The 25,148-nt window shown below is 45.6% G+C and carries 20 protein-coding genes; 11 read left to right on the plus strand and 9 right to left on the minus strand.

Annotated features, from left to right (window positions below; genetic code table 11):
• Positions 1-18 precede the first annotated feature (18 nt).
• The gene (locus DYADSP32_RS21920; protein ID WP_149240757.1) at positions 19-1,182 is read left to right on the plus strand and encodes a DNA-binding transcriptional regulator; all 1,164 of its coding nucleotides are present in this window, start codon (positions 19-21) and stop codon (positions 1,180-1,182) included.
• A gap of 67 nt (positions 1,183-1,249) precedes the next feature.
• Here DYADSP32_RS21920 and DYADSP32_RS21925 read toward each other — a convergent pair whose 3' ends face one another.
• The 3 genes from DYADSP32_RS21925 to DYADSP32_RS21935 are packed head-to-tail and all read right to left on the minus strand — an operon-like array spanning position 1,250 to position 5,690.
• Entirely contained in the window at positions 1,250-2,683 is a 1,434-nt protein-coding gene (locus DYADSP32_RS21925) for a TolC family protein (RefSeq protein WP_149240756.1), read from the minus strand.
• Entirely contained in the window at positions 2,683-4,023 is a 1,341-nt protein-coding gene (locus tag DYADSP32_RS21930; RefSeq protein WP_414617966.1) for an HlyD family secretion protein, read from the minus strand. The genes DYADSP32_RS21925 and DYADSP32_RS21930 overlap by 1 nt, the downstream gene beginning before the upstream one ends.
• Before the next feature lie 2 nt (positions 4,024-4,025).
• Complete coding sequence (locus DYADSP32_RS21935; RefSeq protein WP_414617967.1) at positions 4,026-5,690, minus strand: ATP-binding cassette domain-containing protein; 1,665 nt, start codon at positions 5,688-5,690, stop codon at positions 4,026-4,028.
• Positions 5,691-5,831: 141 nt separating this feature from the next.
• On the opposite strand from DYADSP32_RS21935, the gene DYADSP32_RS21940 reads away from it, so the two are divergent.
• A complete protein-coding gene (locus tag DYADSP32_RS21940; protein ID WP_149240755.1) occupies positions 5,832-6,506 on the plus strand; it encodes a TetR/AcrR family transcriptional regulator in 675 nt (224 codons plus the stop codon).
• A 269-nt stretch (positions 6,507-6,775) separates the two neighbouring features.
• Positions 6,776-8,416: a M28 family metallopeptidase gene (locus DYADSP32_RS21945; RefSeq protein WP_149240754.1), complete on the plus strand. Its 1,641-nt coding sequence runs from the start codon at positions 6,776-6,778 to the stop codon at positions 8,414-8,416.
• A gap of 247 nt (positions 8,417-8,663) precedes the next feature.
• Here the strand turns inward: DYADSP32_RS21945 and DYADSP32_RS21950 are convergent, their stop codons facing one another.
• A complete protein-coding gene (locus DYADSP32_RS21950) occupies positions 8,664-10,154 on the minus strand; it encodes a peptide MFS transporter (protein WP_149240753.1) in 1,491 nt (496 codons plus the stop codon).
• 236 nt (positions 10,155-10,390) lie between these two features.
• On the minus strand, positions 10,391-11,299 hold the full coding sequence (locus DYADSP32_RS21955) for a hypothetical protein (RefSeq protein ID WP_149240752.1): 909 nt from the start codon (positions 11,297-11,299) through the stop codon (positions 10,391-10,393).
• A 680-nt stretch (positions 11,300-11,979) separates the two neighbouring features.
• Here DYADSP32_RS21955 and DYADSP32_RS21960 point away from each other — a divergent pair.
• The 7 genes from DYADSP32_RS21960 to DYADSP32_RS21990 all read left to right on the plus strand — a co-directional run bounded on the left by DYADSP32_RS21960 (position 11,980) and on the right by DYADSP32_RS21990 (position 16,289).
• The gene (locus DYADSP32_RS21960) at positions 11,980-12,423 is read left to right on the plus strand and encodes a hypothetical protein (protein ID WP_149240751.1); all 444 of its coding nucleotides are present in this window, start codon (positions 11,980-11,982) and stop codon (positions 12,421-12,423) included.
• A complete protein-coding gene (locus tag DYADSP32_RS21965; RefSeq protein WP_149240750.1) occupies positions 12,420-12,662 on the plus strand; it encodes a hypothetical protein in 243 nt (80 codons plus the stop codon). Before DYADSP32_RS21960 ends, DYADSP32_RS21965 begins: the two co-directional genes overlap by 4 nt.
• A 464-nt stretch (positions 12,663-13,126) precedes the next feature.
• Positions 13,127-13,564 (plus strand): hypothetical protein, encoded by a 438-nt coding sequence (locus DYADSP32_RS21970; RefSeq protein ID WP_149240749.1) that lies wholly within the window; start codon positions 13,127-13,129, stop codon positions 13,562-13,564.
• Positions 13,565-14,179: 615 nt separating this feature from the next.
• The gene (locus DYADSP32_RS21975) at positions 14,180-14,623 is read left to right on the plus strand and encodes a hypothetical protein (protein WP_149240747.1); all 444 of its coding nucleotides are present in this window, start codon (positions 14,180-14,182) and stop codon (positions 14,621-14,623) included.
• Positions 14,624-14,628: 5 nt separating this feature from the next.
• Entirely contained in the window at positions 14,629-15,246 is a 618-nt protein-coding gene (locus DYADSP32_RS21980; protein WP_149240746.1) for a hypothetical protein, read from the plus strand.
• A gap of 196 nt (positions 15,247-15,442) precedes the next feature.
• Positions 15,443-15,886, plus strand: coding sequence for a carboxypeptidase-like regulatory domain-containing protein (locus DYADSP32_RS21985; RefSeq protein ID WP_149240745.1), 444 nt, complete (start codon positions 15,443-15,445; stop codon positions 15,884-15,886).
• Between the two features lie 166 nt (positions 15,887-16,052).
• Positions 16,053-16,289 carry a T9SS type A sorting domain-containing protein gene (locus DYADSP32_RS21990; RefSeq protein ID WP_414617968.1) on the plus strand — a complete coding sequence of 79 codons (237 nt, stop codon included), beginning with the start codon at positions 16,053-16,055 and terminating at the stop codon, positions 16,287-16,289.
• A 214-nt stretch (positions 16,290-16,503) separates the two neighbouring features.
• On the opposite strand, the gene DYADSP32_RS21995 is transcribed toward DYADSP32_RS21990, so the two are convergent.
• Positions 16,504-19,635 (minus strand): c-type cytochrome, encoded by a 3,132-nt coding sequence (locus DYADSP32_RS21995; protein WP_149240743.1) that lies wholly within the window; start codon positions 19,633-19,635, stop codon positions 16,504-16,506.
• A gap of 144 nt (positions 19,636-19,779) precedes the next feature.
• Entirely contained in the window at positions 19,780-20,904 is a 1,125-nt protein-coding gene (locus DYADSP32_RS22000; protein ID WP_414617969.1) for a T9SS type A sorting domain-containing protein, read from the minus strand.
• 304 nt (positions 20,905-21,208) lie between these two features.
• Between DYADSP32_RS22000 and DYADSP32_RS22005 the strand changes: the two genes are divergently transcribed.
• Complete coding sequence (locus DYADSP32_RS22005) at positions 21,209-22,174, plus strand: glycosyl transferase family 90 (RefSeq protein ID WP_149240741.1); 966 nt, start codon at positions 21,209-21,211, stop codon at positions 22,172-22,174.
• A gap of 38 nt (positions 22,175-22,212) precedes the next feature.
• Here the strand turns inward: DYADSP32_RS22005 and DYADSP32_RS22010 are convergent, their stop codons facing one another.
• Both DYADSP32_RS22010 and DYADSP32_RS22015 read right to left on the minus strand, forming a co-directional pair.
• Positions 22,213-23,463, minus strand: a complete 1,251-nt coding sequence (locus tag DYADSP32_RS22010) for a hypothetical protein (protein ID WP_149240740.1) — start codon at positions 23,461-23,463, stop codon at positions 22,213-22,215.
• 167 nt (positions 23,464-23,630) lie between these two features.
• Entirely contained in the window at positions 23,631-25,070 is a 1,440-nt protein-coding gene (locus tag DYADSP32_RS22015; RefSeq protein WP_149240739.1) for a glycoside hydrolase family 125 protein, read from the minus strand.
• Positions 25,071-25,148: the final 78 nt, after the last annotated feature.

A 25,148-nucleotide genomic window follows, 5' to 3' on the forward strand; every position in this document is an offset into this window, starting at 1 on the left:
GGACATTGGCCACACAACATGTATAAAATTATCCTGCTCATCGACTTCGCGGAAGAGTACAGTAAAAGCCTTTTAAAGGGAATCAGCACGTATTCTCGTGAATTTGGCCCCTGGATATTTTGCCGTATGCCGCTGTTTCACAGGGAAACGATAGGTATTGATGGTATATTGAAATGGGCTCAGGAATGGGGCGCCGACGGGATCATCGGGCAGCTTTATCACGACAAGGAAATTCGGAAGGTGGTGGAGGCGGGGATTCCGGTGATCGCGCAGGATTTTAAGGAGCGTTTCGGAGATATACCCAACATTACCGGTGCTTACCATGAAACGGGTGTGCTGGGTGCCGATTATTTCCTGAAAAAGGGCTTCAAAAATTTTGCCTTTTATGGGTTTAAGGACATTGTATGGTCTCGGGAACGAGCTGAAGGTTATGAGGAAAGGGTCGTCAAAGCCGGTCATAAAGTGCATTACTTTGAGCATAAAAAAGCAAGATCCAGTGAGCTTTGGTATTATAAGCCCAGTTCGTTGAGCCGTTGGCTGATTTCACTCCCCAAACCCATTGCCCTCATGACCTGCGACGACAACCAGGGGCAGCATATCACAGAAGCCTGCCGGCATGCGGGAATCCGTATTCCGGAAGAAGTGGCCGTTTTGGGTGTGGATAATGATGTGATGATCTGCGATCTTTCCGATCCGCCACTTTCAAGCATTGCGCTGGATGTGGAAAAAGGTGGCTATGATGCAGCCAAACTACTGCATCAAATGATGAAAAACGGGATCTCGGATCATTACGATATCGTGGTAAAACCCACGCAGGTAATCACGCGGCACTCCACCGATATTTACGCGACGAATGATGATCACATTGCTTCATCGCTGAAATACATTCATCAGAATATTGAGAAAAACCTGCACGTAGATGAAGTAGTGAAACAGGTTCCTTTGTCCCGCAGGGCATTGGAAAAGCGTTTTCTGGAAATAACCGGTTATCCGATCTACAAATACATTTTCAACCTGCGCATCGAAAAATTCACCAAGAAGCTGCTGGATACCGATATGTCCGTCTTTGAAATAGCGCTGGATATGGGGCTGACAGACAGCAAAAATATTGCCAGGCAGTTCAAGCAGGTAAAGGGTTGCAAGCCCAGCGAGTACAGGCACCGGTATCTGGCCGGGAAGTGAGGTTTTGCGGAAGGCGTTTGAATCGTTTAGATCGTTCGAGTGGAATGCCTGAAGCAGTTTGCCGGTTCTATTGGGCCAGTAATCCGGCGCTCCACTGAAGACTGTATAGCGTTTTGTAATATTTGGTTTTAAGCTCTACCAGTTTTTCCTGGGCTTCCAGGGCTTTGTTTTCCCGGGTATTTACCAGAAACAACGAGCTTTCTCCATTTTGAAAGAGGATCCCTTCCGCTCTCACAAGTTGTTGATAATTGAGGTAATTTCGGCTTTGAAGGGTTATCTGTGATTTAAGGTTTTCAACTTCATTGAAATAACTTTTTACTTTCAACTGAATAGAAAGCCGTTTTTGTTCCAGATCCAGATTGGTCGTTTCTATTTTAAGTTTGGCTTTCCGGTATTCACCCCGGCCCTCCGAAAGCCTGAGTGGCAGGCCAAATTTAAATCCATAGCGATAGTTGTTGTCAAAAAAAGGAGTGAGTGATTCACTGTTCACGATTCCATACCCTTTGCTCAAATGATTGTAAGTGAAATCTGCTTTGGGGAGCAGCATCTGAAACTTGAGCCGCTTGTCAATGTCAAGTACCTGCAGTTTGGATTGATAGAGCTGGATGTCCGGATGGTTTTGGGAGGCAGCGGCAATTAGACTGTTCAGTTCCAGGTTGAAGGCATTGATATTCGTTTCGTTTTCCCATCCATCCTGCGGTACTACTGTCACGGGTAGTACATAGGGTTCAATATCCTTGGTCCACAAATAAGCCGACAATTCCAGGCCGGTGTTCTGAAAGGCAAGCCACTTTTCATTTTGTTGGTATTGAAAGCTTTGAAGCTGGGTCATCGCTTCTACGGTATCTATGGCAGGGCGCTCTCCATTCAGAAATGCAGCGCGTACAAACCGGAACCTCTGTTGGTTGACCGCCACATTGGCCTCCACAATTTTGAAGGTCTGATAAGCCCTTACCCATTGCCAGTAGGTGTCCATCGCATCCATCAGTAAATCATTGATAACAGCCCGCTGCTCGGTGATGGCCATGGAATTAAATATCCGGGCTTGTTTAAGAAAGGCTCTTCTTTTGTCCAGCAGCAGATCTTTTGCCAGCGGGACTGTGAAGCCAATGTAACTGGATTTGCCGGCGGTCATGGTGGGATCCAGCCGGTTACCGGTAAGGCTTTCCAGTCCGGTGTTGATTTCGATACCAAACCAAGTAGGTATGGTTAGCTGGGGGGATGTTTGCTGATAATAGTTGGTGCCGTTAAAGGTCTTCTTGGCCACATAGGCGCCAATAACCGGATCGAAAGCGCCTTTGGCAATCAGGATATCTGCGCCCGCCTGTTCAATATTCAGGGAGGTTTGTCGTGCCACCGGGTGATATTTCCTTACAATCTCCAGAACCTGTTCGGCATTGAGTAATAATAGTGAGTCACGCGATTGCCCGGCAACCGCTAAACTCAGAAAGACGCCCGAAGCGATTGTTATCGTAAATAACAGTTTTTGAAGACGAAGCATTATTTGGTTTTGGCTTTATCGTTGGTCTTTGATTTTACATCCTGCAAATTGTAGTAGTCTGGCGGGAATCCGTTAATATTCCGCCACAGTTCATACCAGACGGGTACATCCTTCAGTAGCGCTATTCCCTGCGCGCCGGTTCCGAGTTTCAATTGTTCAGGCCAATCCTTATCGGTGCTGTCTTCTGCCACCAGTACCCTGAATAAACCGTTGGGGCCAATGGAATTTTCAAAAGCCACGATTTTACCGCCGAAAGTACCATAACTGTTGTTGGGCCATCCGCTAAAAACAATAGCCGGAAAGCCGTCGAACATAAACCGGACCTTTTGTCCTATACTGATCAGTGGCAGATCCACAGGCTCCACGAACATTTCCACGGCGTAGTGCACCCGTGTGGGGACAATTACAGCTATACGTTCGCCATCCTTAAGAATTTCACCTATCCCCGCTTTACTGGCCTGCACCACCTGTCCATCCTGAGGAGCGAGGATGGTGTACATATCGTTTCGGATGGTATAGTTACTTACCTGGTTTTCAAGCTTTGCCACCTCACCTTCCCCCGTTGCAATATTACTCATACTCTGGAACTGGTCACCTTCCGCTTTACTGATTTTCTCGGCATATTCCTGTTCCACACTATTCTGCTCTATTCGGGTATTGATTACTTCCTGTTGCGTTTGTGCTAATTTGTTATCCACCATCACTCTTTTGGCCAGTGCATTCTGAAATGCGATATTCCTTTGTTGCAGCTGGGTTTGCGACACCAGGCCCTCGTCATACATCTTTTGCTGTCTTTCAAACTGGTTTTTGGCCAGATTGAACTCATTTGTAGCTGCTTCAAGCTCCGCTCTTTCACCTTCCAGCTTGTTATCGAGCTGTTTTAATTTATTTGTAAGCTGGTCAATCTTAAGTTGCTTTGCAGTACGCAGCGCACCCATCTGCACGCCAGAAGTGGCAGCCTTTTTTTCATAATAGCCGATCGTCCCTTTTTTTGCTTCCAGCTGCTGCCGGGTCCGGTTGATCAGGTTAGGATCCAGATAATCTTCCTTTATCTCGGTAATTTGTAAAATGGTATCTCCTTTCTTTACAAAATCGCCCTCCTTTACCGACCATCGGGCAATTTTCCCGGGGATGGGAGAATTGATATCTTGTGCCCTTTGCTCCTGATACAGGGTGGTGATGTTTCCTTTGGATTTGATGTTCTGGGTCCATGGCAAAAAAAGTACAGCCATCATAAATAAGCAAAAGCCCACAAACCAGCGTCTGACTCTGCCGTCATCATTGATCTTGTAAATCTGATCAAAGGATTTTAACGGAATTTGATATTGATCCTGATCCATGTCTATTTGTTTTTAATTATTGTTGCTTCTCCCGAATTGAGCGAGATGGTGTAATCACTATGGGCCGAAAACGCGGTGTCGTTGGTGGCCACGATCAGCGTAACATGACTCGGAAGGCCTTCCAGGTAATGAATGAGACTTTGCCGGGTTTCATCATCCATCTGATCCCAGGGATCTTCCAGAATGAGCAGGCCGGGATTTTGGATAAATGCTCTTAGCAAAAGAATACTTCTCAGCGTCCTTCCTTGCAATGTCTTCCCACCGGGGCTCGCCACTGTTGACAGTCCATCAGGTAAGTGTTTCAAATGCCTGATCAATCCGGTTTCCTTAGCAAGTGAAATAATATCTTCCTGCTTGATACTACTGTTTCCCATCGTGATGTTCTCCATGACAGTACTTCCAAAAACCTCCTTTTGGTTCAGGTACACGCCAAAGTGGCTACGTAAGGAGACTGATTCGTAGCTGGCAAGGGGAATGTTGTTGATCAGAAAAGAGCCTTCCAGATTCCTGTAGAAGCCAGCCAGTACTTTCAGCAAAGTGGTCTTCCCGGTCGACTCCCCCGTAACGATGGATACCCGGCTCCCTGCGGGTATTTTCAGACTGAGATTTTCGAATATCTTCCTCCCGCCCGGGTAGCTGAAACTCAGATCACGAAGCTCAATATCAAAACCTTCTGATAATTTTCCAGGCTCTAGTTTGCCGTTATTCTCTGTTAACCCTTCCGTTACAGTGGCCAGTTTTTCAAGCCCAGTTACAACATCATACACACTTTCAAGGCTTACTATTAGCTTTTCTACAGCGTTGATGACGGTCAGAATCACAATTTCGGCTGCGATGAACTCGCCGATGTTGAGTTGCTGGCTAAGTAGTAAATATGTGCCTACCGAAAGCATTGCCAGGGTAATGGCCACTTTAAAAGTGACTAAAGTTTTGTATTGAAACAGCAGAACCCTGAAATGGGAAGTCCGGGAATTAAGATAGCCCGTGACGTAATCATCCGTTTTGCTTAAATTCAGATGCGCGTCGCGACCTACCTTAAAAGGGTTAACCACCCGGGCCATCTCCCCATGCCAGCCTGCCACCTTATATTTGTATTTGCTCTCAGCCAGGCTCGATTCCAGGCCATCCTTGCCTGTCCAGTAAAAAATCAGCCATAAAATAAGGATCAATACAAGTCCAAAAACGATGAAGAAGGCGTGATAGATTCCCAGCAGAAGCAATCCGAATAAAATTTGGATACTGGCGATGGGAACGTCCAGCAATAGTTTGGATAATCCTTTTTGAACACTTTGGGTGTCGAAAAAACGATTTACTTTCTCGGGTAGGTAAAATTCATCTGTTTTAATGAGGTCAAAACGGGGAATAATGTCGGAGAACTCAAAGGCATTACGGGTGAAGATTTTCTGTTGAATTTTTTCAATAATCTTCATCTGATTGATCTGCAGAACACCCACCGCTGCCACACCAAGTACCACCAGAAAAATAAGAACGTAGATAGAAGTCACCATGGATGCGCCCAGCACAAAACCAATGATCGCTTGTATGCCCACAGGAACGCTTAATTGAATAAGTCCGCTCAGCATGGCGTAAAAGTATACAGATATTATTTCAGGTTTTTCCAGTTTAATAAGTCCCCACAGTCTCTGTAAAGGAGTGATTGTTTCCATGTGAAATTGGTTTTTTACAAAGATAGTAATACTTGAATAATAATAGTAATACTATCATTTAAAATAGTTTTGGTATTTCTAATGAGATTTTAACTTTTATAGAGAAAAGTTTTGCAACTTTGTATAAACAACAGACGACTTATGGAGTTTCAGGTCACTTTTCATCTCAATCAGAGCATCTATCTTCGCGATCCGGAGAGTACCGAAATTGGGAAGCAGATCGTGAAGAGTGCCATTGATCTTATCTATAAGCTTGGATTTGAGCATTTTACGTTTAAAAAACTAGCCATAGAAATCAGCACAACGGAAGCTACGATATATCGCTATTTCGAAAACAAGCACCGGCTGCTGCTTTACATCCTGAACTGGTACTGGAGCTACATGGAGTTCCTTGTTATTTTTAAATTGCAAAATGTGACAGATCACGAGGTTAAGTTAAGGACAATTGTTGAGCTTTTGACGCACGAATTGCCCGAAAGTTCAGGTACGCTTGATTATAGTAAAAAGTACTTGAACGACATTGTAATAGCCGAAAGCAGTAAGGTGTATCTGGTGAAGGAGGTAAGCGAAATCAACAAACATGCCGTGTTTAAACCTTACAAAGATCTGTGTGCAAAAATTGCCATGGTGATCAAAGAATACAACCCCACTTATGCCTATCCGCATTCGTTGAGCAGTACCTTAATCGAAGCGGCTCATAATCAGCAGTTTTTCTGTAATTTTTTGCCCAAACTTACGGATGTTACCCCAGAGAATGCCCATGAATACACCTATGATTTCCTGACCAACCTGCTGTTCAAAGCATTGGAAAAGTAGCCGGAGGTGCGCTGAAAAATTCTTATTTAAAGCACTACCCAAACTTAGAGCCGGAAATATTATGGTGTATGGATGTTGCTGATCATCCGTTCCCAGTGATAAGCATACATGGATCCGGTAATGAAGTGATTGCACACCTACTGAAAGTGTCACTACCGTCTAAAATATAACCCGGATCAATTGGATGCGTTTTGCGTTTCATTCCCCAGAAACGTATAACTTGTGCGGTGGTATAAATCACACTGTTCAACACCTAATCATAAATAGAAATGATGTATTTCAGGAGACAATTCTTCGTTTTTATGAGCACATTTGTGGTACTCAGTTGTTCCCAAAAGAATAGCGATCAGGAGCAAAACACGATAGACGGAAAAACTTATTCGCAGCACATGGCGGTACTCGCGGCAGATTCACTGGAGGGCCGTAAGCCGTTTTCGGTGGGAGAGGAAAAAACGTTGCGGTATCTGAAAACGGAATTTGAGAAGCTGGGACTAAAGCCCGGCAATGGCGGGAGCTACTTTCAGGAAGTACCGATGGTAGAGATAAAGTCGCAGCCAACGGGTCCTCTGATTATTGAAGGAAAGGGAGGCAAAGTTTCATTGAATTATCTGGATGATTTTGTGGGTGCCTCAAGGCATATTCGGGATCAGGTTGCGCTAAAAAACTCGGAGATGATTTTTGCCGGATACGGAATTGTAGCGCCCGAATACGGCTGGAACGATTACGCCGGGCTGGATGTGAAGGGCAAGACAGTGGTGGTGCTGGTAAATGATCCGGGGTTTGCGGACAGTACCCTATTCAAGGGAAAAACGATGACCTACTACGGTCGGTGGACTTATAAATTTGAGGAAGCCGCACGGCAGGGTGCCGCCGGGGTTATCATCGTGCATGATACCAAGCCAGCCAGCTATGCCTGGACGGTGGTGCGGAGCGGCTGGTCCAAGTCCAAGTTGTACCTGGAAGCCGACGACAACAACCAGTCCAGGGCTCTCGTGGAAGGCTGGATTACAATGGATTCGGCCAAAAAACTGTTTAAACTCGCCGGGGTTTCGGAGTCATTGCTTGTGCAGGCCGGGAAAAAGGGGTTCAAGCCTGTTAACCTTGGTGTGCGTGCGTCATTAGGCATAAACAATACCATCAAAAAGTCGAAATCCAATAACGTGCTGGCCGTATGGCCGGGCACCGACCGTAAAGATGAGTACATCATTTATACGGCGCACTGGGATCATTTAGGAAAGGGCGAGGCGGTCAACGGTGATTCGATCTACAATGGCGCTGCCGACAATGCCTCCGGAGTGGCGGCTTTGCTGGAAATTGCGCACGCTTTTACACTTGAAAAAAGCAAGCCGTCACGCTCAATCCTGTTTCTGGCGGTGACGGCCGAAGAGCAGGGTTTGCTTGGTTCGGAATATTACACGTTGCATCCGGTATATCCTGTCAATAAAACGGTAGCCAACATCAACATGGATGTTTTGCAGCCTTTTGGTAAAATGAAAGACATCATCCTGGTCGGGAAGGGGCAGTCGGAACTGGATGCTTATGCGGATGAAGCCGCTGCCAAACAGAATCGGACGACCCGTGGCGAACCAGATCCCTCGGGAGGCTGGTATTTCAGGTCGGATCATTTCAATTTTGCCAAAGTAGGTATTCCTGCGTTGTACATTGAAAACGGGTCAGTATCCGTAGCGCATGGTGAAAAGTGGGGTGAGGATCAAAAGAAAGATTACAATGAGAACCGTTACCACGCACCTGCCGACGAATATGCGCCGACCTGGGATATATCGGGTACGATTCAGGATATGCAGTTGCTTTTTGATGTAGGTCTTAAACTCAGCAAGGAGTCCGCTTTTCCAGGCTGGCAAAAAGGATCGGAATTTAAAGCGGTAAGGGAGAAATCGATGGGGAAATAGCGGTTGGCTGCTGGCTTTCGGCTTGGCACACTCAATAGTTTTAATCATAAAAAGAGGAAGGGCCGATACATGTGCCCTTCCTTTTTTTATTTTAAAAAGACGATCAAATTGTTGCTAATCAGGAACTATGCGTTGCGTTTAAGCATTGCCTAACAGCTAACCGGGCGGCGTTCCGCAGCTAACAGCTATAGACGGGAGCCCCGTATTCACGCCCCGGGCCGCCCGTCTCACATCTCACATCTCACAGCTAGGAAATCCCCCCCATCCACTTTTTCACCGGTTTCCAGAATACCAGCAGCAAAAGCCCAAACCCGATGGAGAACAGCGTCACCTGGTTGAACAAAGCAGGCATTTGCTGTACATTGTTTTCATCAAAATTACCCGCAAAGAGTCCGGCGATGAGGTTACCCAGTGAGGCTGCTACAAACCAGATCCCCATCAACTGGCTCACGTATCGTTTTGGAGCCAACTTGGTATAGGAGCTCAGTCCTACCGGAGACAGGCACAGCTCACCGATGGTGTGAAATAAATAGGTCAATGTCAGGAAAATGGGTGAGGTCAGTTCACCTGTGACAGCCACCTTAGCTGCCAGCTCCATTACAAAAAAGCCAACACCCAAAAGAATAAGCCCTAAGGCAAATTTCACAGGTGTGGATGGATTGAGCCCCTTGGAAGAAAGGAATATCCAGAGACTCGCCATGACCGGTGCGAAAATCAGGATGAATGTTCCGTTGAAATTCTGAAACCAGCTGGAAGGCATTTCCCAACCGCCGAAAGTTCTTTGGGTATGCCGCTCAGCAAAGATCTGCAAGGACGAACCCGCCTGCTCAAATCCCGACCAGAAAAGAGCTGCTGCTAGAAAGAAAACAATGAGTACCAAAACTCTCTTTTTCTCTTCCGGGGTCAATCCCCCTGCAACCAGTATAAACAGGAAGTAAAAGGCTGACACCGACACGATGATCACCCCTGCACCCTGGGCAAGGCCCTGCGCGGTAGTCATGTCGATGGTTCCGGTAAGCTGTAACGTGGCCAGAAAAACCACGAGCAGGGCCACAAGCCCGTAGCCCATTTTACGGTCGGATCCCGACTTGGCGATGGTTTCGGCTGTTTCTATCTTGGACGGCGGTACGTCTCCCAATCCTTGCAGATACTTCTGGCTGCCGTATCTGAACACGATCAGACCAAGTAGCATACCCACGGCGGCGGCTCCAAAACCCATGTGCCAGTTGATCTTTTGGCCCAGGTAACCCACAATGGTAATCCCAAGCACGGAGCCGAGGTTGATCCCCATGTAGAAGATCGAAAAAGCGGCATCCCGGCGCGCTCCACCCTCCGGATAAAGCTCGCCCACAATGGAACTGATGTTGGGTTTGAGCAGACCGGTACCGAGTGCCACGGTGGCCAATCCAACAAAGAAAATACTGGTTCCGCCTGGTATTGCGAGGATAATATGCCCGATCATGATGATGATTCCCCCATACCAGATCGCTTTCTTCTGACCCAGAATATTGTCGGCCATCCAGCCTCCGGGTAGGGTTAACAGGTACACCGATGCCGTGTAAAGTCCATAAATGGCAGCACCTTCCGACGCATTGAGTCCCATGCCGCCATTCACCTGATCAATCAGAAAAAGCAGTAGGATCGCCCTCATCCCGTAGTAGCTGAACCGCTCCCACATTTCGGCAAAAAATAGTACATATAGTCCTCTCGGATGTTTTTGAGATAGCTCGGCCGTCATAGGAAGGAGAAGTGTTTTATTTGGTAAATTGTCATAAATGCCTAATATTTTAACGGCGCAAGATAGGAATTAAGATCAAATTTCAAACACTTCGGAGATTAAACAAGTTTGTCAAAGCCGTTGTAGTGCTTTTTTGAAAACACTTCACCAAAAGCTGCCCTGCGATTGAAATAAACCAAAAAAAGCAGTGATCCGGGATGAGCCGGTCACTGCTTTTACTCATGAAAATCTGGTTTTTACTTTACAGAAAACGATCCTTCCCCAATTTCAAATCCTTCTGAGTACAACGCAATGGTATATTTACCCGAAGTAAAAGGCGTAGCGCGGTCATACATGATGCTTACATCCTGATTGTTGTTGGTGTAAGTGATGTCTTTGCTGATGGTATAACCTTGTTTCTGGCCGTTGAAATCAAACTCTCCCGAACCCGTAGCACCATCGGCAATGGTTGCCCCGGAGGGGTCGATGATCCGCAGGTAAACGGTCTTGTCGTCGGTAAGCGTCAGTGGATTTTTTTCCAGAATGAAGTCGACCCGGACTTTGTCCACCCGTTTGGCTTTCACGTTTTCGCCTTCCCTCACCTTTCCTTTTGACGATATCGCATATACTTTAACGCTTCTTGCGCGCAATGCTGCGGCCATAGTTACCTTGGATTCCAGTTCGGTGTTTTTGCTGATCACGCCGGTAAGTGAGTCGCTAACCGCCTGTTTGCTGGTCAGAAGTTCGGTTTTTTCCTGAACCAGGGTCTCATTCTGGCTGATCAGCTGTTGATTTTCCTCCCGCAACTGGGCGATCTCCGTATCCTTTTTGGTTAAAAAGTCCTCATATTCCTTCACTTTTTTACTCATGGAAGCATTGCCTCTACGAAGCGACGAGCGATCCTTTTCCAGATCTGCCTTTGCTTTCTGAAGTTCGGCAACGTCTCCACCCAACCCCTGGACTTCAAGAATTTTGGCATCAAGTTGTCTGGCAATCGAATCAAGTTTTATCTCCGTATTGGCGAGCTCCGTTACCCGGGCTTCCAGATCCCCTTCCTGTTTTGTAGTGATGCCTCTTTCCTGATAGTAGAGGTAGCCGAAAACGGCAGCTATAACGGTCATTAGGATAAGTCCTATCACAAGACCGGTATTATTTCTGTTTTCCATAAAACATTATTTAGGTTAAATTATATTTAATCAATAATGCCAGGTAAAAAAGCGTGCCAGAATATACGTCATCGGGGGAAAGCTAAAAGTCCGGGGTGTAAGTCTATGTTGCATTGTACAGGTCACGACCCGAAGGCCAGCAGCAGCGGTCAGGAGAGTTGGAGATCTTTCTGCCGGGATGATATTGGTAAGGGGTATGTTGAGCAGCAGTTTCTCATTTACCGTTCAATAGGCTTCTGAATAAATTGGAACCATTCCGCAAACACAAAAAAGACGCTCCTCTCATTGCCATTCTACAATATTAAATTGCCTTCTGCGTATACGTATAGGGGTTATAAAGTCGTCCGCACCCAAAAGCGCAATCCTGCGGGTATTCTTCATCACCCACTACCGAATAATAAATTCCCTTAAATTTTTTGCATAGAATCATTGTCCTGAAGCATAGGCTTTTTTCAGTAGTTAATTTTTTACAATTTTTTTAAATCAGTCAAAGCCAAAAAGTTATATAAGTTCACTATGGCTTGTAGTACAATTAATTCTAAAAATTACAAATGTAGGCCTAGGGTGAACTAGAATTAGGTCTATAAGTATAATTATTGGGCTAAAAATTTGTGTTTTTTATTTCATGTAACCTCGTTATATTTACAAGTAAACACTACCCACCTTAAACACGTGCAGCTATGAAAAGACGTAAACTATTACAAATCTTAGGACTAATACCCCCGGCACTACTGGCCGCCTCCTGCAAGGAGAAGCTGCCTTCCACACCCACCATTGTCACAGGGAAGGTGATTGATGAAAATGGGTTGCCGTTGGAGGGGGCGGGTTTACGATTGACGGGGAGAAATATTAAGGGTTATGGGGGATATTCAACTTTCAGTATTACAATCGAAAGTGATAAGGATGGGCTTTACAGACTTTCTCAATTCGTGCCTAAGGACACAAATGAGATGAGCATACTTCCATATACGACAAGTAAAGTACCAATTTCTGTCGGATTTGGAGGGTATCTATCTTACATTTTCCTCAAAGGAAAATACACGGAGATAGGATCTCCATATAATATCCCCCGCTCCGAGTGGGGCAAAACAACAACTCTCAACTATCAATTCATCAAAATATGAAAATCAAGTATTTTACCTACGCTATTTCAGCAACTGCCATCCTGCTCTGCTCTATTTTCCAAATAAGCCTTCACGCCCAATCACTGGATGACGAAAATGTGAAAATAATGAGCAGAATGGATACAGAATCCTTTAAGGGCAAAGTCGTACTTAACAAAGCCATTGTGCTTGAGCATCAATTGGAACCATTCCGGAAACACAAAAAAGACGCTCCACTCATTGCCATTCTACAATATTAAATTTCTTCTGCGTATACGTATAGGAGTTATAAAGTTGTCCGCACCCAAAAGCGCAATCCTGCAGGTATTCTTTATCACTCACTACCGAATAATAAATTCCCTTAAATTTTTTGCATAGAATCATTGTCCTGAGGCATAGGCTTTTTTCGGATGTTAATTTTTTTAACGTTTTTGTTAAATCTGTCTAAATCAAAAAGTTGTAAAATTTCATTGGGATTTGTAGTACAATTAATTCTGATAATTGCAAATTTAGGCCTCTGGTGAACTAGAATTAGGCCTACAAGTGTAATTATTGGGCTACAAATTTGTGTTTTTTATTTTATGTAACTTTTTTATATTTACTCGGTAATTTATCCTCTTAAACAACAGTAAATATGAAACGAAGAGTAATCCCCTGGGCGACCGCCCTGTTTTATTTAAATTCACTACATCTTTTTACTTAATCTCCTATCAAAATGAAAAAAATGAAACGACGACAAATGCTCCGGCTTCTTGGCCTGGCACCACCAGTATTTCTTGTCTCATGCCGCGATTCGAAAGTTCCCTCGGCCCCCACGATTGTCACGGGCAAGGTAACTGATGAGCATGATATGCCCATTGAAGGGGCGTTAATACGCATGTTCGGAACTAAGCGACAAGGCCTTTCCGGAGTTGGGACATTTAGCACTGAGGGGTTAACTCACAAGGATGGTAATTATACACTTTCTTATGTGGTTCCGAGGGGAACCGACTTTGTAAATGTCAGCCCGAAGGGAACTTCGACAATTAACGATCAAACTCATGACTATTCTGTTCAAATGAATGGTGTCGGTTCATATGTCCAACTTGGTAGCAGTCCTGTATTGCATTGGGGGGATTACGGCAAAACAACCACTATAAACTTTCAATATAAAAAACGATGAGATACAGCTACCACCCTTCCTTTAAAAAACGATTTAAATTTTTTCTAACCTTCCTTCTGTTGATCTTGTCATTCTCTGTTTACGCTCAAAATGAGGAACATGAGAAGAAACTACGTGAAATGGACGTGTCAGTCTTCGGGAACAGGACATTGCTCAACAAAGCCATCGTAATCGATGAACGCATTTTAACTGACTGAAGAGCAAGTGCAAGAAAAATATCAAAGCCCTAAGCGAAGACAAAAAAGGCGGATGCCAGTAAATATGAAAATATAGAACTCATTGCTGCCGGACTGTTAAAGGATGAGGTCCAGAAGGTTTACCAATCTTTGTTTTACCGTTAATAAATTTCCCCCAAGAATCCCCTCAACACTACGCCACTCAAAGTTATTTTATCTCGAAAATATCTTGCGTATCAGATCAACCGTTAGAAATGCTAAAATAAGCGTCCAGTTCGCGATTTAATGAAATTTTCATCAAATCATTTATCATCGCCAAAGTCTTTATCTGGAATTAATTATATTATCATAATTATTTATATAAATATTTGAATTTTAGTTTTCATGTAACTTTTTTATATTTACAAGTAAACACTACCCACCTTAAACACGTGCAGCTATGAAAAGACGAAAACTATTACAAATCTTAGGACTAATACCCCCGGCACTGCTGGCCGCCTCCTGCAAGGAGAAGCTGCCTTCTACACCAACCATTGTCACAGGCAAGATCATTGATGAAAATGGACTGCCGCTGGAGGGGGCGGGATTACGACTCTCAGGCACGGACGTAAAAGGCTTTGCAGGAGCCGAAACTTTCAGTATTACCGCTGAAAGCGATAAGGACGGCAATTATAAGCTCTCACAACTGATACCGAAAGATACGGATCGTATTGGTATACTTCCCAGGTCGACGGATAAAGTGCCGTTGAATATTGGTATAGGAGATTTCGTTTCTTACCAGCTAAAAAATAGTAGCTATGACAAAGTAACGGCCCCTCATGATATTCCCTCTTCGGAATGGGGTAAAACAGTTACCCTTCATTATCAATTTAAAAAAAGATGAAAACCATGAATCGCAACGCTACCATTTTCGGGATAGGAATCCTTATGTGTATTTTAACGAACAGGGTACACGCCCAGACGTTTGAAGAAGAAAATGCCAGAGTGATGGAACGGATGGACACCGAAGGTTTTAAAGGAAAGGTTTTGCTTAACAAGGCTATCGCTCTGGATTATCAGCTGGAACCGTTCCGCACCCGGGAGAAGGACAAAGAAGGTGCTTATGTTACACACCTGGATGCCATGCTGCTCAGGCAGTTGATCGAAACCTCAGAAAGAGGTGATATGGATGGCAGAAAGAAAACGGAAACCTTACAAAAGATTTTTACACGCAGCCGGAAGGAGGTTACTGCCAATAACATCATCCCTATTGGCATTATCAACACGGATGCCATGCTACTGACTGATGAGCAAATTCAGGAAAATATCAAAGCAAAAAGTGAAGGGAAGCAAGCAGACTTCAGTAAATATGAAAATATAGAACTCATCGCAGCCGGACCCCTTCAGGATGAGATCTACAAGGTTACCAATCTTTGTTTTACCGTTAATAAATTTCCCCCAAGAATCCCCTCAACACTACGCCACTCAAAGTTATTTTATCTCGAAAATATCTTGCGTATCAGATGAACCGTTAGAAATGCTAAAATAAGCGTCCAGTTCGCGATTTAATGAAATTTTCACCAAATCATTTATCATCGCCAAAGTCGATATCGATAATTAATTCTATGGCTATAATTATTTATATAAATATTTGAATTTTATTTATTATGTAACCTTGTTATATTTACAAGTATACACTGCCCACCCAAAAATATGAACATCTATGAAACGACGACAACTATTACAAATCTTAGGACTAATACCCCCGGCACTACTGGCCGCGTCCTGCAAGGAGAAGCTGGCTTCCACACCCACCATTGTCACAGGAAAGGTGATTGATGAAAATGGGTTGCCGCTAGAGGGGGCGGGTCTTGACCTGGCAGGGATAAAATGGGATTTTGTTACACCAACTACGACTAAGGGTGTAACAAAGGAGAGCGATAAAGATGGATTCTATGAGCTTTCGCTGATCGTTCCTGAGGGTACTGATGAACTCAGTTTAGCTCCATATTCGACAAAAAAGGTCCCCTTAAACATCGGCGTTGGCGACTTTATTGCCTATTTATATATTGATCAAGTTTCTACAAAAATGATCGCCCCTTATACAATTCCACGAAGCGACTGGGGGAAGACTACAACTCTTAACTTTCAATTTAAACGAAGATGAGAACAATTTCCACCGCCTCCACTAGTCTATATACTAATCATAGTGTTTATCATTTTACCACTCACCCTTGCCGCTAAAACCTTGGAAGAAGAGAATGCGAAAATGATTTCCCAAATGGATACCGAGTCGTTTAGGGGCAAAGTCAAACATCCCTGTTGGGCTCTCCGTGTCGCCCAACCCCAATGCGGGCGAGTTTGAGGCGGGCTTCTACCTGGGTGTGGGCAAGGCTGCCACGCTGTCGGTGATCAACATCCTCGGGCATACCCTGTACGAGCGCGGCATCACCGGCCAGGGTACGCATACCGAAAAAGTGAAGCTCGGCAGCTACGTACCCGGCATATTCCTGGTGCAGCTGCGGAGCGGTAAAAATGTGGAGGTGAAGAAGATTATTGTGGTACGGTAACGGATATTGCTATCTATTTCAGCAGGGCTGCCGGGTATTTCCCGGCGGCCCTTGTTGTATACCGAGGGCAAAAGATATTCTTTTCCCATATGCCCGGCGGCCCGGTCACATCCGCCCGGCGGCCCGGTTACATTTCACATCTCACTTCTCACGTCCGCCCGGTCACATCTCACATCTCACATCTTACATCCGCCCGGCGGCCCGGTCACACATCTCACTTCAACGTCCTAATATAAGCCAGCAAATCCGCCACCTGTTTGTCGGAGTAATTGTCGATCAAACCCTTCGTCATAAACGACCTGCCTCCCAGAAACCCCTGGCTCCTGATTGTGGCGGCTTCGATAAAAACCTTGCTGCCCCCCATAAAAGCGATGGTGGCTCCCCGATCATCTTTACCTACCAGATAGCCTTCTACAGTGCTGCCATCCTTTTTAGTAACCCGGTAGGCCGCGTAGCCCGATTCCACCGCTGCATCGGGATTGAGGATGGCGGTGAGCAGGGCTTCACTTTCACGGGATGCAGAACCGTCAAGTGCGGGGGCGATGGTCTGGCCCTTTCCCGCAACCTGATGGCACAGCAGGCAGGTCTGAAAAAGGAGTTTACCGGCACTGGCATCGCCTGTTTTTTTCTCCGCAATGGCCATGTATTTGGTCAGTTTACCTTTGAAGGCATTTTTGTTCACCTCTTCTCGCTTCTTCACCGCTTCCAGCAGGCTTTTGCTGCGGGTGTCGTCGGGTTTTGCGTGGGCAATACGTTCTGCGGAGGATAAATTAAAGGCTGCCTGATCGAGCCGTTTTTTATCATAGCTATCCAAAAGCATGGATGTGCCCTGGCTCGATGCTGACAGGATAGCCGTTAGTTCTGCTTTTTCCGATGGAGTCAATGTGGAAATCCATTTGGTCAGGGCATTTTCTGCGGCCATGGGATCAGCCTTGGCGAGACTGTGGAGCGAGGCCGCCTGAACCTGGAAACCCAGTTTTTGATTGTTTACACCTCCTGCAAAAACGTGCTGGTTAGCCTTCACGTTTTGTTCAAGCACTTTCAGGATTAGCTTGAGGGTAGTCTCCGATGCCTGCTCGTTGAATAACGGAGCTATTTTAGCGTCCATATGCTTTACCCCAAAACGTCCGATGGCGTCCAGGGCTACTTCTAAATCTTTGGGTGATTTGCTGCTCAGTAACGTGCTCGTTGGAGCGAACAAGAGTTCGGCCAATTCCGGGGATTGAATTTGTGCCTGATTTTTTAACGCCATACTTGTAATGGCGCCCGCCTGGGCCGGATTCTCAAAAACAGGCTTCACCAACTGATACACGTCCTGGTTTGTGAGCATGCCGGCGACACTAATGAACGTGGGTTCGTCCAATGCGGTGATTTGTGCCTGTGGCCAAAATTTAAGAAATGCGGCCTCCCGCTGGCCGGATGGTAATGCCTGCGTTACCCAAAGCAGGTTGGATGCCGGGATGTCCTTGGAAGCAGGGGCGCTGATATACTTCTGTAACAGATCGGGATATTGCTCCAAAGCCTTGCGGGCCAGAAAACGTTCGAATTTCCTTTCGTAGGCGCCACCCATTTCATTGCCTGGGAGCTCCGGTTTACAGGCACGTACCAATAGTTCTATGGTAAGTGCATCAGCACCGTTGGCTTCGGACAAGGTCCTGAGCACCTGAGCGCGGATGGCCGGGTCATTATGTTCAATCAGGTTCTTTACTTTCAAAGCAATTGCCGCAGGACTGAGCGAAAAGCTTGTCAGGGAACGAATTGCCTCGCGCCTAAGGTCGGGTGAAGTTGAATTTAAAAGCTTTGTGAATAATTGTTCGTCGTAATTTTTAATTCCTTCAAGAGACCACAAGGCGTGAATCCGGCTGGTTTCGTGTGCCGATTCATCACCGGCAAGGGCCACAAGTTGCGGGATCAATGTCTTTGTTTCGGACAACGGTCGGTCGGAGATCTGGTGCCAGGCAGCGCGTTTTTCCCAAAGCGATGGTGACCGCAGATGATCGACAAGGTCGGCCGTTTTTACTTCATATAAATCAGGAATAGGACGTGGCTTTTGACTTACGTGCCTGATGCGCCAGATACGGCCGTGGGATTTATCGCGATCAGGGTGGGTGGTGGGAAGTTCATTGTGGGATACGATTTTGTTGTACCAGTCGGCGATGTACAAGCAGCCATCCGGGCCAAACTCGATGTTTACAGGACGAAACCAGTCGTCTTCCGAGGTTAACAGATCAGGCAGATGTTTGGCAGTGACCGTGCCGTCGGCATTGCGCACAACCTGTACCGCATTGATACTGCTTGTGATGGGATTGGCCAGAAAAGCCACATTTTTATAGGCTTCAGGAAAGGAGCCCGATGCGTCGTCGGCAAAGGCGGTACCGGATATGCCCGTTCCACCCACGCGAAACGGGTGCAATGCCGGTACAAATGGCTGATAGGGACGCAGCCGCTCATTACCTATGCCGGGAAATCCGGACCCCGGCTCCATGGGTGTGACCGAATAGCCCAGATCGTTGGCTTCGGAACCGTACCATTGTCCATTACCCCGAAGCTGAAAACCCCAGATATTGTTTAGTCCGTTACTGACAAGCTCCATTTTTCGGGCATCCAGCGACATCCTTACAATTTTACTAAAATCGATTTTTAACCTCGCGCTGCTGAAAAGAGAGGTCACCTCCCCTTTATTCAGAGCGCCATGGCTGAAATGTATCCAGTCGCCAGGTCCTCTGACCAGTGTATGCGCCATCGTGTGTGTATCCGTAAAACCAAAGCCAGTGAGCATCGGGATCCTTTGGTCGGCTTCACCGTCCTGATCCTGGTCATTCAGGAAAAACAATTCAGATCCCTGAACCACGTATGCACCGTTTTTATAGGGTAAAACGCTCATGGGTATGGTGAGCCCGTCGGCCCAGACGCTGGTTTTGGCCCGAGATGAGCCATACAGGTCCGAGATCACGATCACTTTGTCGTTGCCTTTGGTTTTTCCCTGATACAGGTCCAGGATACGTTTGAAATTGGGATGTTTTTTCTGTGCTTCCGGGTCATCCATCAATTTCAGGAGGTCATTCCATTGAATGTCGGCGACGGGGTCGAGTGGATACATGCGTGCGGTCTGTGTCCAAAGCCTGCCTGCATCGTCAAAAGTGAGGTCAATGGGATTAATGATACTATCTCGCTCACTGGCTACGAGTTCGGCAACGAAGCCCCCTGCAAGTTTAAATCCGGCAAGTTCCTGTTCTGGGGAATATACCTGGGTGCGAACGGACTGGGGTTTGTTCTGCTGGGCATAGGCAGGTATTGTTGAAAAGCATACAATCAGCAATAAGAAACAAGCATGCGGAGTCTTCATGGTCAGATACAGCTTAGAAGCGGGTGGTTTCAGAATAAATCCATATCAGTACTAAATAGTTAAAAACCAAAAATCTACTTCCAGGGAGATAATCATATATCTCTGAAAGTAGATTCTGTAAATGCCTGGTTGATTCAGATGGTATTAGTCGATCAGAATTTTTCGGGTGAACGAAAGGTCGGAATTTTGCATCTGGAGTATGTACACACCACTGGTGATGTTTTTATAAGTAATCACCGGGCTGCCTGGATCCATATTTCCCGATTTTACAAGTCTTCCATTCAGGCTGAACAATTTGTATGGAGCAATATTGCGCACCCCCGCTATTTGCAACGCTTTGTTTTCCGGAAAATGCCGGATAGTAACCTGAGCACTCGCGTCATTATGGGCAAGCACAATTCTTGAATACGCAAACCCGCCGTCAAAATCCACCTGTTTGAGGCGATAATAGTTGATTCCGGATTTGGGGGATTCATCTGTAAATTGGTAGGTATGGTTCAACTTCGTATTTCCTTTGCCAACCAATGTACCTATTCGTTCAAATCTCGTGGCGTCCGAAGATCTTTCAATGTCAAAATGCGCATTGTTGACCTCACTGGATGTAGTCCATACCAGATTGTTCTGGGTGTTTTTGATTCCGACTTTGAACGAAGTGAGGGTCACCGGAAGGGTAGTTGGCGGGATAAAAGTTGGCGTTGGAAAAGTTAAGTTTGCAACGCTATTGGCCCTTGCCCAGTTTGCTACATCCGAAAAATCACCTGAACCGTCGTAAACGGCATTGTCGATGTCCCCAAGATTTACAAATTTGCTAGCGTCGGTAGGCATATTGCCAGTTCCAAGAAAATTGATCGCAAAGCAAATGGTAGATTCGGGACTCTCACCTTCGACAGCGGATGGTATTGCCGAAAGAATATATAATTGTTCTCCATCATTGCTGAGCCCGGGGAGGCCTGAGGCAGTGCCCGAGGTTGCAAAGTTGGCGAGGGAAGATATGAGAATGACGGATCCTGCTCCAATACCTGTAGCGGGGGTGGTCCAGGTATAAATGTCACTCGTTTCGATGCCCACGAAATTTTCTGTAGAAGCGGTCCAGTCATTGTCCGTAAAATAGAAAGTCCGGTTTGCCGGGATGTCGGCAGTGGCCTGCAGATAGATTTCGTCGGGATTGTCCGCTCTGAATCCGGAAATTTTCAAACCAAAGCAACTTTGAGCCCTGGCAGTTTGTAATAGTAGCAGGCAAAGTATTAAGCTTGTCAAAAGTGTTTTCATATACATTCTGTTTTGGTTAGGAAAGGAAAAATGAAATAAATCAGAATTGGCTTAACCGTTTGATCGCCAGTTATCAGTATTATTTATTAGCGCAGTTTAAGAAGGGGTATTCTTTCTAGTGCGGGGGACGTGTTAAATGTTCAGCACAGGTAAGGTACTGGAAATTTACGTCAGTCTGTATTAACTTTTTGTTAAGTTTTTGTTAAATATTTATAAAATCGCAGCCTGAACACGGATTAACGATTCGAATTTTTATCATGTGCATTTTTACCGCCAACTACTTAGAATATACTTCCCTGGAAATATGCTTAGAGAGATAACAATAGCGCTTAAAAAGAATAAAATTCTCTTTTACGTTCAGAATTTTCTGCGACAGCTGATTCCCTCCCAGGTGTATCAAAGGGCGCTGAGGAGCAGGCTTTCCGAATTGGAAAAGTATGATGCCGCCTATATGAATGACCGCCTCCATTATTACAATAAACTTTCAGGTTCGATCACGGTGGGCCAGGGTGCCGTGCCGCTGAGAGAAATGCGGAAAATCAAAGGCCCGAAAGCATACTTTTTTGATTTTTATGAAACGGCCCGGTATTTTGATCAGAATTGGTTGGCGAATGTCCTGTTTATGGATGTAATCCACGTTCCTGAGGTGCCTACATTTCAGAAAAGCAGACCGATTCATAGCAACAATGCCAATGCTGTGCTGTTAAAAATGGACAAAAAGCGTCACTTCTTTTTTGTAGAGGATGATTTGAAGTTTGCAGAGAAAAAAAACATGCTCATTGGCCGGGGATCTGTGACTCAGCCCCATCGAATCCGGTTTATGGACATATATTTCACCCACCCTATGTGTGATCTGGGGCAGGTTAACCGGGTAGGGGGGAATGCTAAATGGCTTAAACCCAAACTTTCTACCCGTGCCCATTTGAAATACAAATTTATCCTGAGTCTTGAGGGCAACGATGTAGCGACCAATCTCAAATGGATCATGTCATCCAACTCCATCGCCGTCATGCCGAAGCCTAAATATGAAACCTGGTTTATGGAAGGAAGACTCATTCCGGACCATCACTACATTCTGATCAGGGATGATTACTCCGATCTGGAAGAACGCCTGCATCATTACATCACCAACACCGATCAGGCTGAACGCATCATTTCTAACGCCAATGCCTATGTGAAGCAGTTTGAGGATCAGAAAAGGGAAGAACTACTGGGCCTGATGGTCATGGGAAAATATTTCTCCTGTACAAAAATCCCGGCTGACATCTGAAAATTATTATTTCGTTTTAACTCCATGGACTTACGGACTTATCCAATCCATTTAAACAACAGAAAATCGTGATATAAATAGAGCTGGAGGGCCATGCTGATCAGGTAAAATAGCCATGGAGCAAGCCGGAGCCGGGGCAAGTATCTCATGATGGCTACATTGGCAAAAAATGCAACGTAAAAGAGGGCAGTGTAGTAACGAAATACGCCGGTAAGATAAAAGCAGATGAGTGGGATAATGGCATAAAACATGACAGAATAATTTCTGGATTCAAGATCTCTGATCAGATAAATGATCATAATCAGGGCAAATGGGGTGCAGAGCAGGTGCCGGTTCAGGCTGGAAATGCTGGTAATCTCCTTATAGCTCTGGCTAAAGCATACATCCAGTATAGTGGTTCCTGTAATATAAAGGCAGGAAAAAATCAGCGGTGCTTCTTTCCGCCATTCCTGTGCGGCGCCTGAGGCTGCTCCGGAAAAAAACTCAAAGGCCTTTCTCATCAGAAAGAAAAGAGCCAGGGTGCCCATACAGAATGAAATCGCATCCAATTCCAATATTCTTCCGGGAGAAAAGGTGGTTAAGGGGAAATGAGGTATGTGCCACGTCCTGCCCCAGTATTTTTGAACTTCCAGAAAATAAAACCATTTGCCGGTTTGAACATACTGGGTGAAGCTCGAAATCATCAGCCCGGAAAGGCAGCAAAGGACGTCGGGAGTGATTTTTTTTATACGTGCTGAAATTGTTTCCCGGGGGTCACCTGCCAGTAATTCGGTGATCACAATGGCTGGGATGAAAATCAGTGATACGGATCGGATCATGGTAACGAAAAAGAAACCAATCCTATGCAGATTCGGCCTGTTGGTTTCGTACCCTTTCAGGATCATGGTTGAAAACACAAAAAAAAGAGCCTCAGAATAAGGGAGGCCCATAAATAATAGGGATGGGACAGACAGTAGAATCAAAATGGATAATACCGGAAGTTTATACTTTTCTAAGAGGAAATGCAACGAGCCAAAAAAAATGGTAATGTTGACCAGGCTCATGTAAACCGGATCAACGCCAAGCACCTTCCAGAAATAGGGAAACATTGGAAAGAAGGCCAGGTTACAAGTTTCATAGGGCACAAAAACATAGCCGTTGCTCAGAATCGAAAAATACCAGTTTGCATCCCAGTTAAGCAGGTTTTGTTGGTTGGGGACGGCTGTGAATACTCCATACCGGTTCAGTAGGAAATACAAAGTAATGGTAATGGCACTATGTACTGATATGGCTATGAGGGTTGTTTTCATCAATGCATTCCGGATCAGTTGAGATGTTGGTGATCTTTAGTTGTGCAGTATTGTCGGTTTGATTTGTCCACTGTTGAGGGTAGTTTTGAAACTTTCCTCAACAGTGGATTGAAAAATGAAAAACCAGGAATCCGAAGACTTGTCTAAAAAACTTAACGAAGTGTTCCTCAATAAACCTTCGCCAGCAAATGAGGCCGCTCTTTTTCAAGCTTCAGGATCAGTTCACCGAAAAGCGTATTGACCCAGGCAAACCACTTCCGGGTAAACTTCGAGTCGTCATCTTTGTCGAAGGACTCATGCATAAAGCCGGTGTGGTTATGTGTGTTTTTCAACTGCCTTAGTTGCGCTTCGATCTCGGCATCGTTGGTGGAGGTAATCGCGCGGGCAATGATACCCATGGGCCATATCTGGTCGATCAGGGTATGCGGGCTACCTAAGCCTTCTCCCGCTTTACCTTTGAAAAAATAAGGGTTGGAGCCGCTCAGGACGAATTTTCTGGTGTTGATGTAAATCGGATCCTTCACAGACACAGCACCAAGGTAGGGCATGCTGATCAGGCCCGGAATACCGGCATCATCCATAAGCAGATAGTTGCCAAAGCCGTCTACTTCAAAAGCATAAATCTTCCCGAACTGCGGATGATTGTAAACCGCATGTTTTTTCAGGGCGTTTTCCACTTCGAGTGCCAGTGCCTTGAAATCGGCTGCCAGCTTGTTGTCCATGCTGCCTGGACGTGCAACCTTTTCCAGCAATTCGGCAACCTGGCGGAATGACACCACGGCAAAGAAATTGGAAGGAATGAAGAAAGGATACACGGCCGCATCATCTGATGGCCTGAATGTGCTCACGATAAGTCCGTTTGGCTTGATCGGGTTGCCGTAGCCATTGCCCGGAACCGTATCCGTAGACCAGGCCGTGGTTCGCCCAAATTTATAAGGCCCGCGATTTTCTTTCCTTTGTTGTTCTTTGCAGGTCAGAAATACCAACCGCATGGCCTTCACCCAGTCCGCGTCGAACGGTGCTGTGTCGCCAGTGGTTTTCCAGTAATGATAGGCCAGCCGAATGGTGTAACAAAGTGAATCGAGCTCCCATTTCCGTTCATGCAACATGGGCTTCATTTCCGTGTGGTCGCTGGTCCACTCGCTTTTTTGCGGGCGGTAGTAGAATGCATTGGCATAAGGATCAATGATAATACATTTTGTCTGCCGGTTGATCAACCCGGCTACCATGTCTTTCAAGCGTGGATCTTCTTTCAACAGAGGAAGGTAAGGCCAAACCTGCGCTGTGCTGTCTCTCAGCCACATGGCGTCAATATCGCCCGTAATTACAAACGTATCAGGCTTCCCGTCTATGGGCTTGTACTGCACCGTGGTGTCGATGGTATTGGGGAAGCAGTTTTCAAACAACCAGGCGATCTCAGGATCTTTGATAACCTTTTTCATTCGGGTGATTGTCGCTTCTACGGCGTCGCTAGTGAAGCTCCGCTTGTTGGCCGGAATGCGAACCACCGGAAAATCGGCCGCATTTTTAGCAAATGACCAGGTGGATGTGGCCACCCCTGCCACGGCGAGTGCTCCTGTTTTTATGAAGTTTCTTCTGTGAATCATCTGGAAATTGATTTATTAAAAAATTTTAAAGAAGCAATTTAGATAAAATTCCGTCAATGAAAATGATTGACTCCCTGT

This window comes from Dyadobacter sp. 32, assembly GCF_902506755.1.
Taxonomy (GTDB): domain Bacteria; phylum Bacteroidota; class Bacteroidia; order Cytophagales; family Spirosomataceae; genus Dyadobacter.

Excerpts from the sequence above, each read along its gene's own strand:
- DYADSP32_RS21920 (WP_149240757.1), top strand. The coding sequence starts at position 19 with ATGTATAAAATTATCCTGCTCATCGACTTCGCGGAAGAGTACAGTAAA.
- DYADSP32_RS21925 (WP_149240756.1), bottom strand. The coding sequence starts at position 2,683 with ATGCTTCGTCTTCAAAAACTGTTATTTACGATAACAATCGCTTCGGGC.
- DYADSP32_RS21930 (WP_414617966.1), bottom strand. The coding sequence starts at position 4,023 with ATGGATCAGGATCAATATCAAATTCCGTTAAAATCCTTTGATCAGATT.
- DYADSP32_RS21935 (WP_414617967.1), bottom strand. The coding sequence starts at position 5,690 with ATGGAAACAATCACTCCTTTACAGAGACTGTGGGGACTTATTAAACTG.
- DYADSP32_RS21940 (WP_149240755.1), top strand. The coding sequence starts at position 5,832 with ATGGAGTTTCAGGTCACTTTTCATCTCAATCAGAGCATCTATCTTCGC.
- DYADSP32_RS21945 (WP_149240754.1), top strand. The coding sequence starts at position 6,776 with ATGATGTATTTCAGGAGACAATTCTTCGTTTTTATGAGCACATTTGTG.
- DYADSP32_RS21950 (WP_149240753.1), bottom strand. The coding sequence starts at position 10,154 with ATGACGGCCGAGCTATCTCAAAAACATCCGAGAGGACTATATGTACTA.
- DYADSP32_RS21955 (WP_149240752.1), bottom strand. The coding sequence starts at position 11,299 with ATGGAAAACAGAAATAATACCGGTCTTGTGATAGGACTTATCCTAATG.
- DYADSP32_RS21960 (WP_149240751.1), top strand. The coding sequence starts at position 11,980 with ATGAAAAGACGTAAACTATTACAAATCTTAGGACTAATACCCCCGGCA.
- DYADSP32_RS21965 (WP_149240750.1), top strand. The coding sequence starts at position 12,420 with ATGAAAATCAAGTATTTTACCTACGCTATTTCAGCAACTGCCATCCTG.
- DYADSP32_RS21970 (WP_149240749.1), top strand. The coding sequence starts at position 13,127 with ATGAAACGACGACAAATGCTCCGGCTTCTTGGCCTGGCACCACCAGTA.
- DYADSP32_RS21975 (WP_149240747.1), top strand. The coding sequence starts at position 14,180 with ATGAAAAGACGAAAACTATTACAAATCTTAGGACTAATACCCCCGGCA.
- DYADSP32_RS21980 (WP_149240746.1), top strand. The coding sequence starts at position 14,629 with ATGAATCGCAACGCTACCATTTTCGGGATAGGAATCCTTATGTGTATT.
- DYADSP32_RS21985 (WP_149240745.1), top strand. The coding sequence starts at position 15,443 with ATGAAACGACGACAACTATTACAAATCTTAGGACTAATACCCCCGGCA.
- DYADSP32_RS21995 (WP_149240743.1), bottom strand. The coding sequence starts at position 19,635 with ATGAAGACTCCGCATGCTTGTTTCTTATTGCTGATTGTATGCTTTTCA.
- DYADSP32_RS22000 (WP_414617969.1), bottom strand. The coding sequence starts at position 20,904 with ATGAAAACACTTTTGACAAGCTTAATACTTTGCCTGCTACTATTACAA.
- DYADSP32_RS22005 (WP_149240741.1), top strand. The coding sequence starts at position 21,209 with ATGCTTAGAGAGATAACAATAGCGCTTAAAAAGAATAAAATTCTCTTT.
- DYADSP32_RS22010 (WP_149240740.1), bottom strand. The coding sequence starts at position 23,463 with ATGAAAACAACCCTCATAGCCATATCAGTACATAGTGCCATTACCATT.
- DYADSP32_RS22015 (WP_149240739.1), bottom strand. The coding sequence starts at position 25,070 with ATGATTCACAGAAGAAACTTCATAAAAACAGGAGCACTCGCCGTGGCA.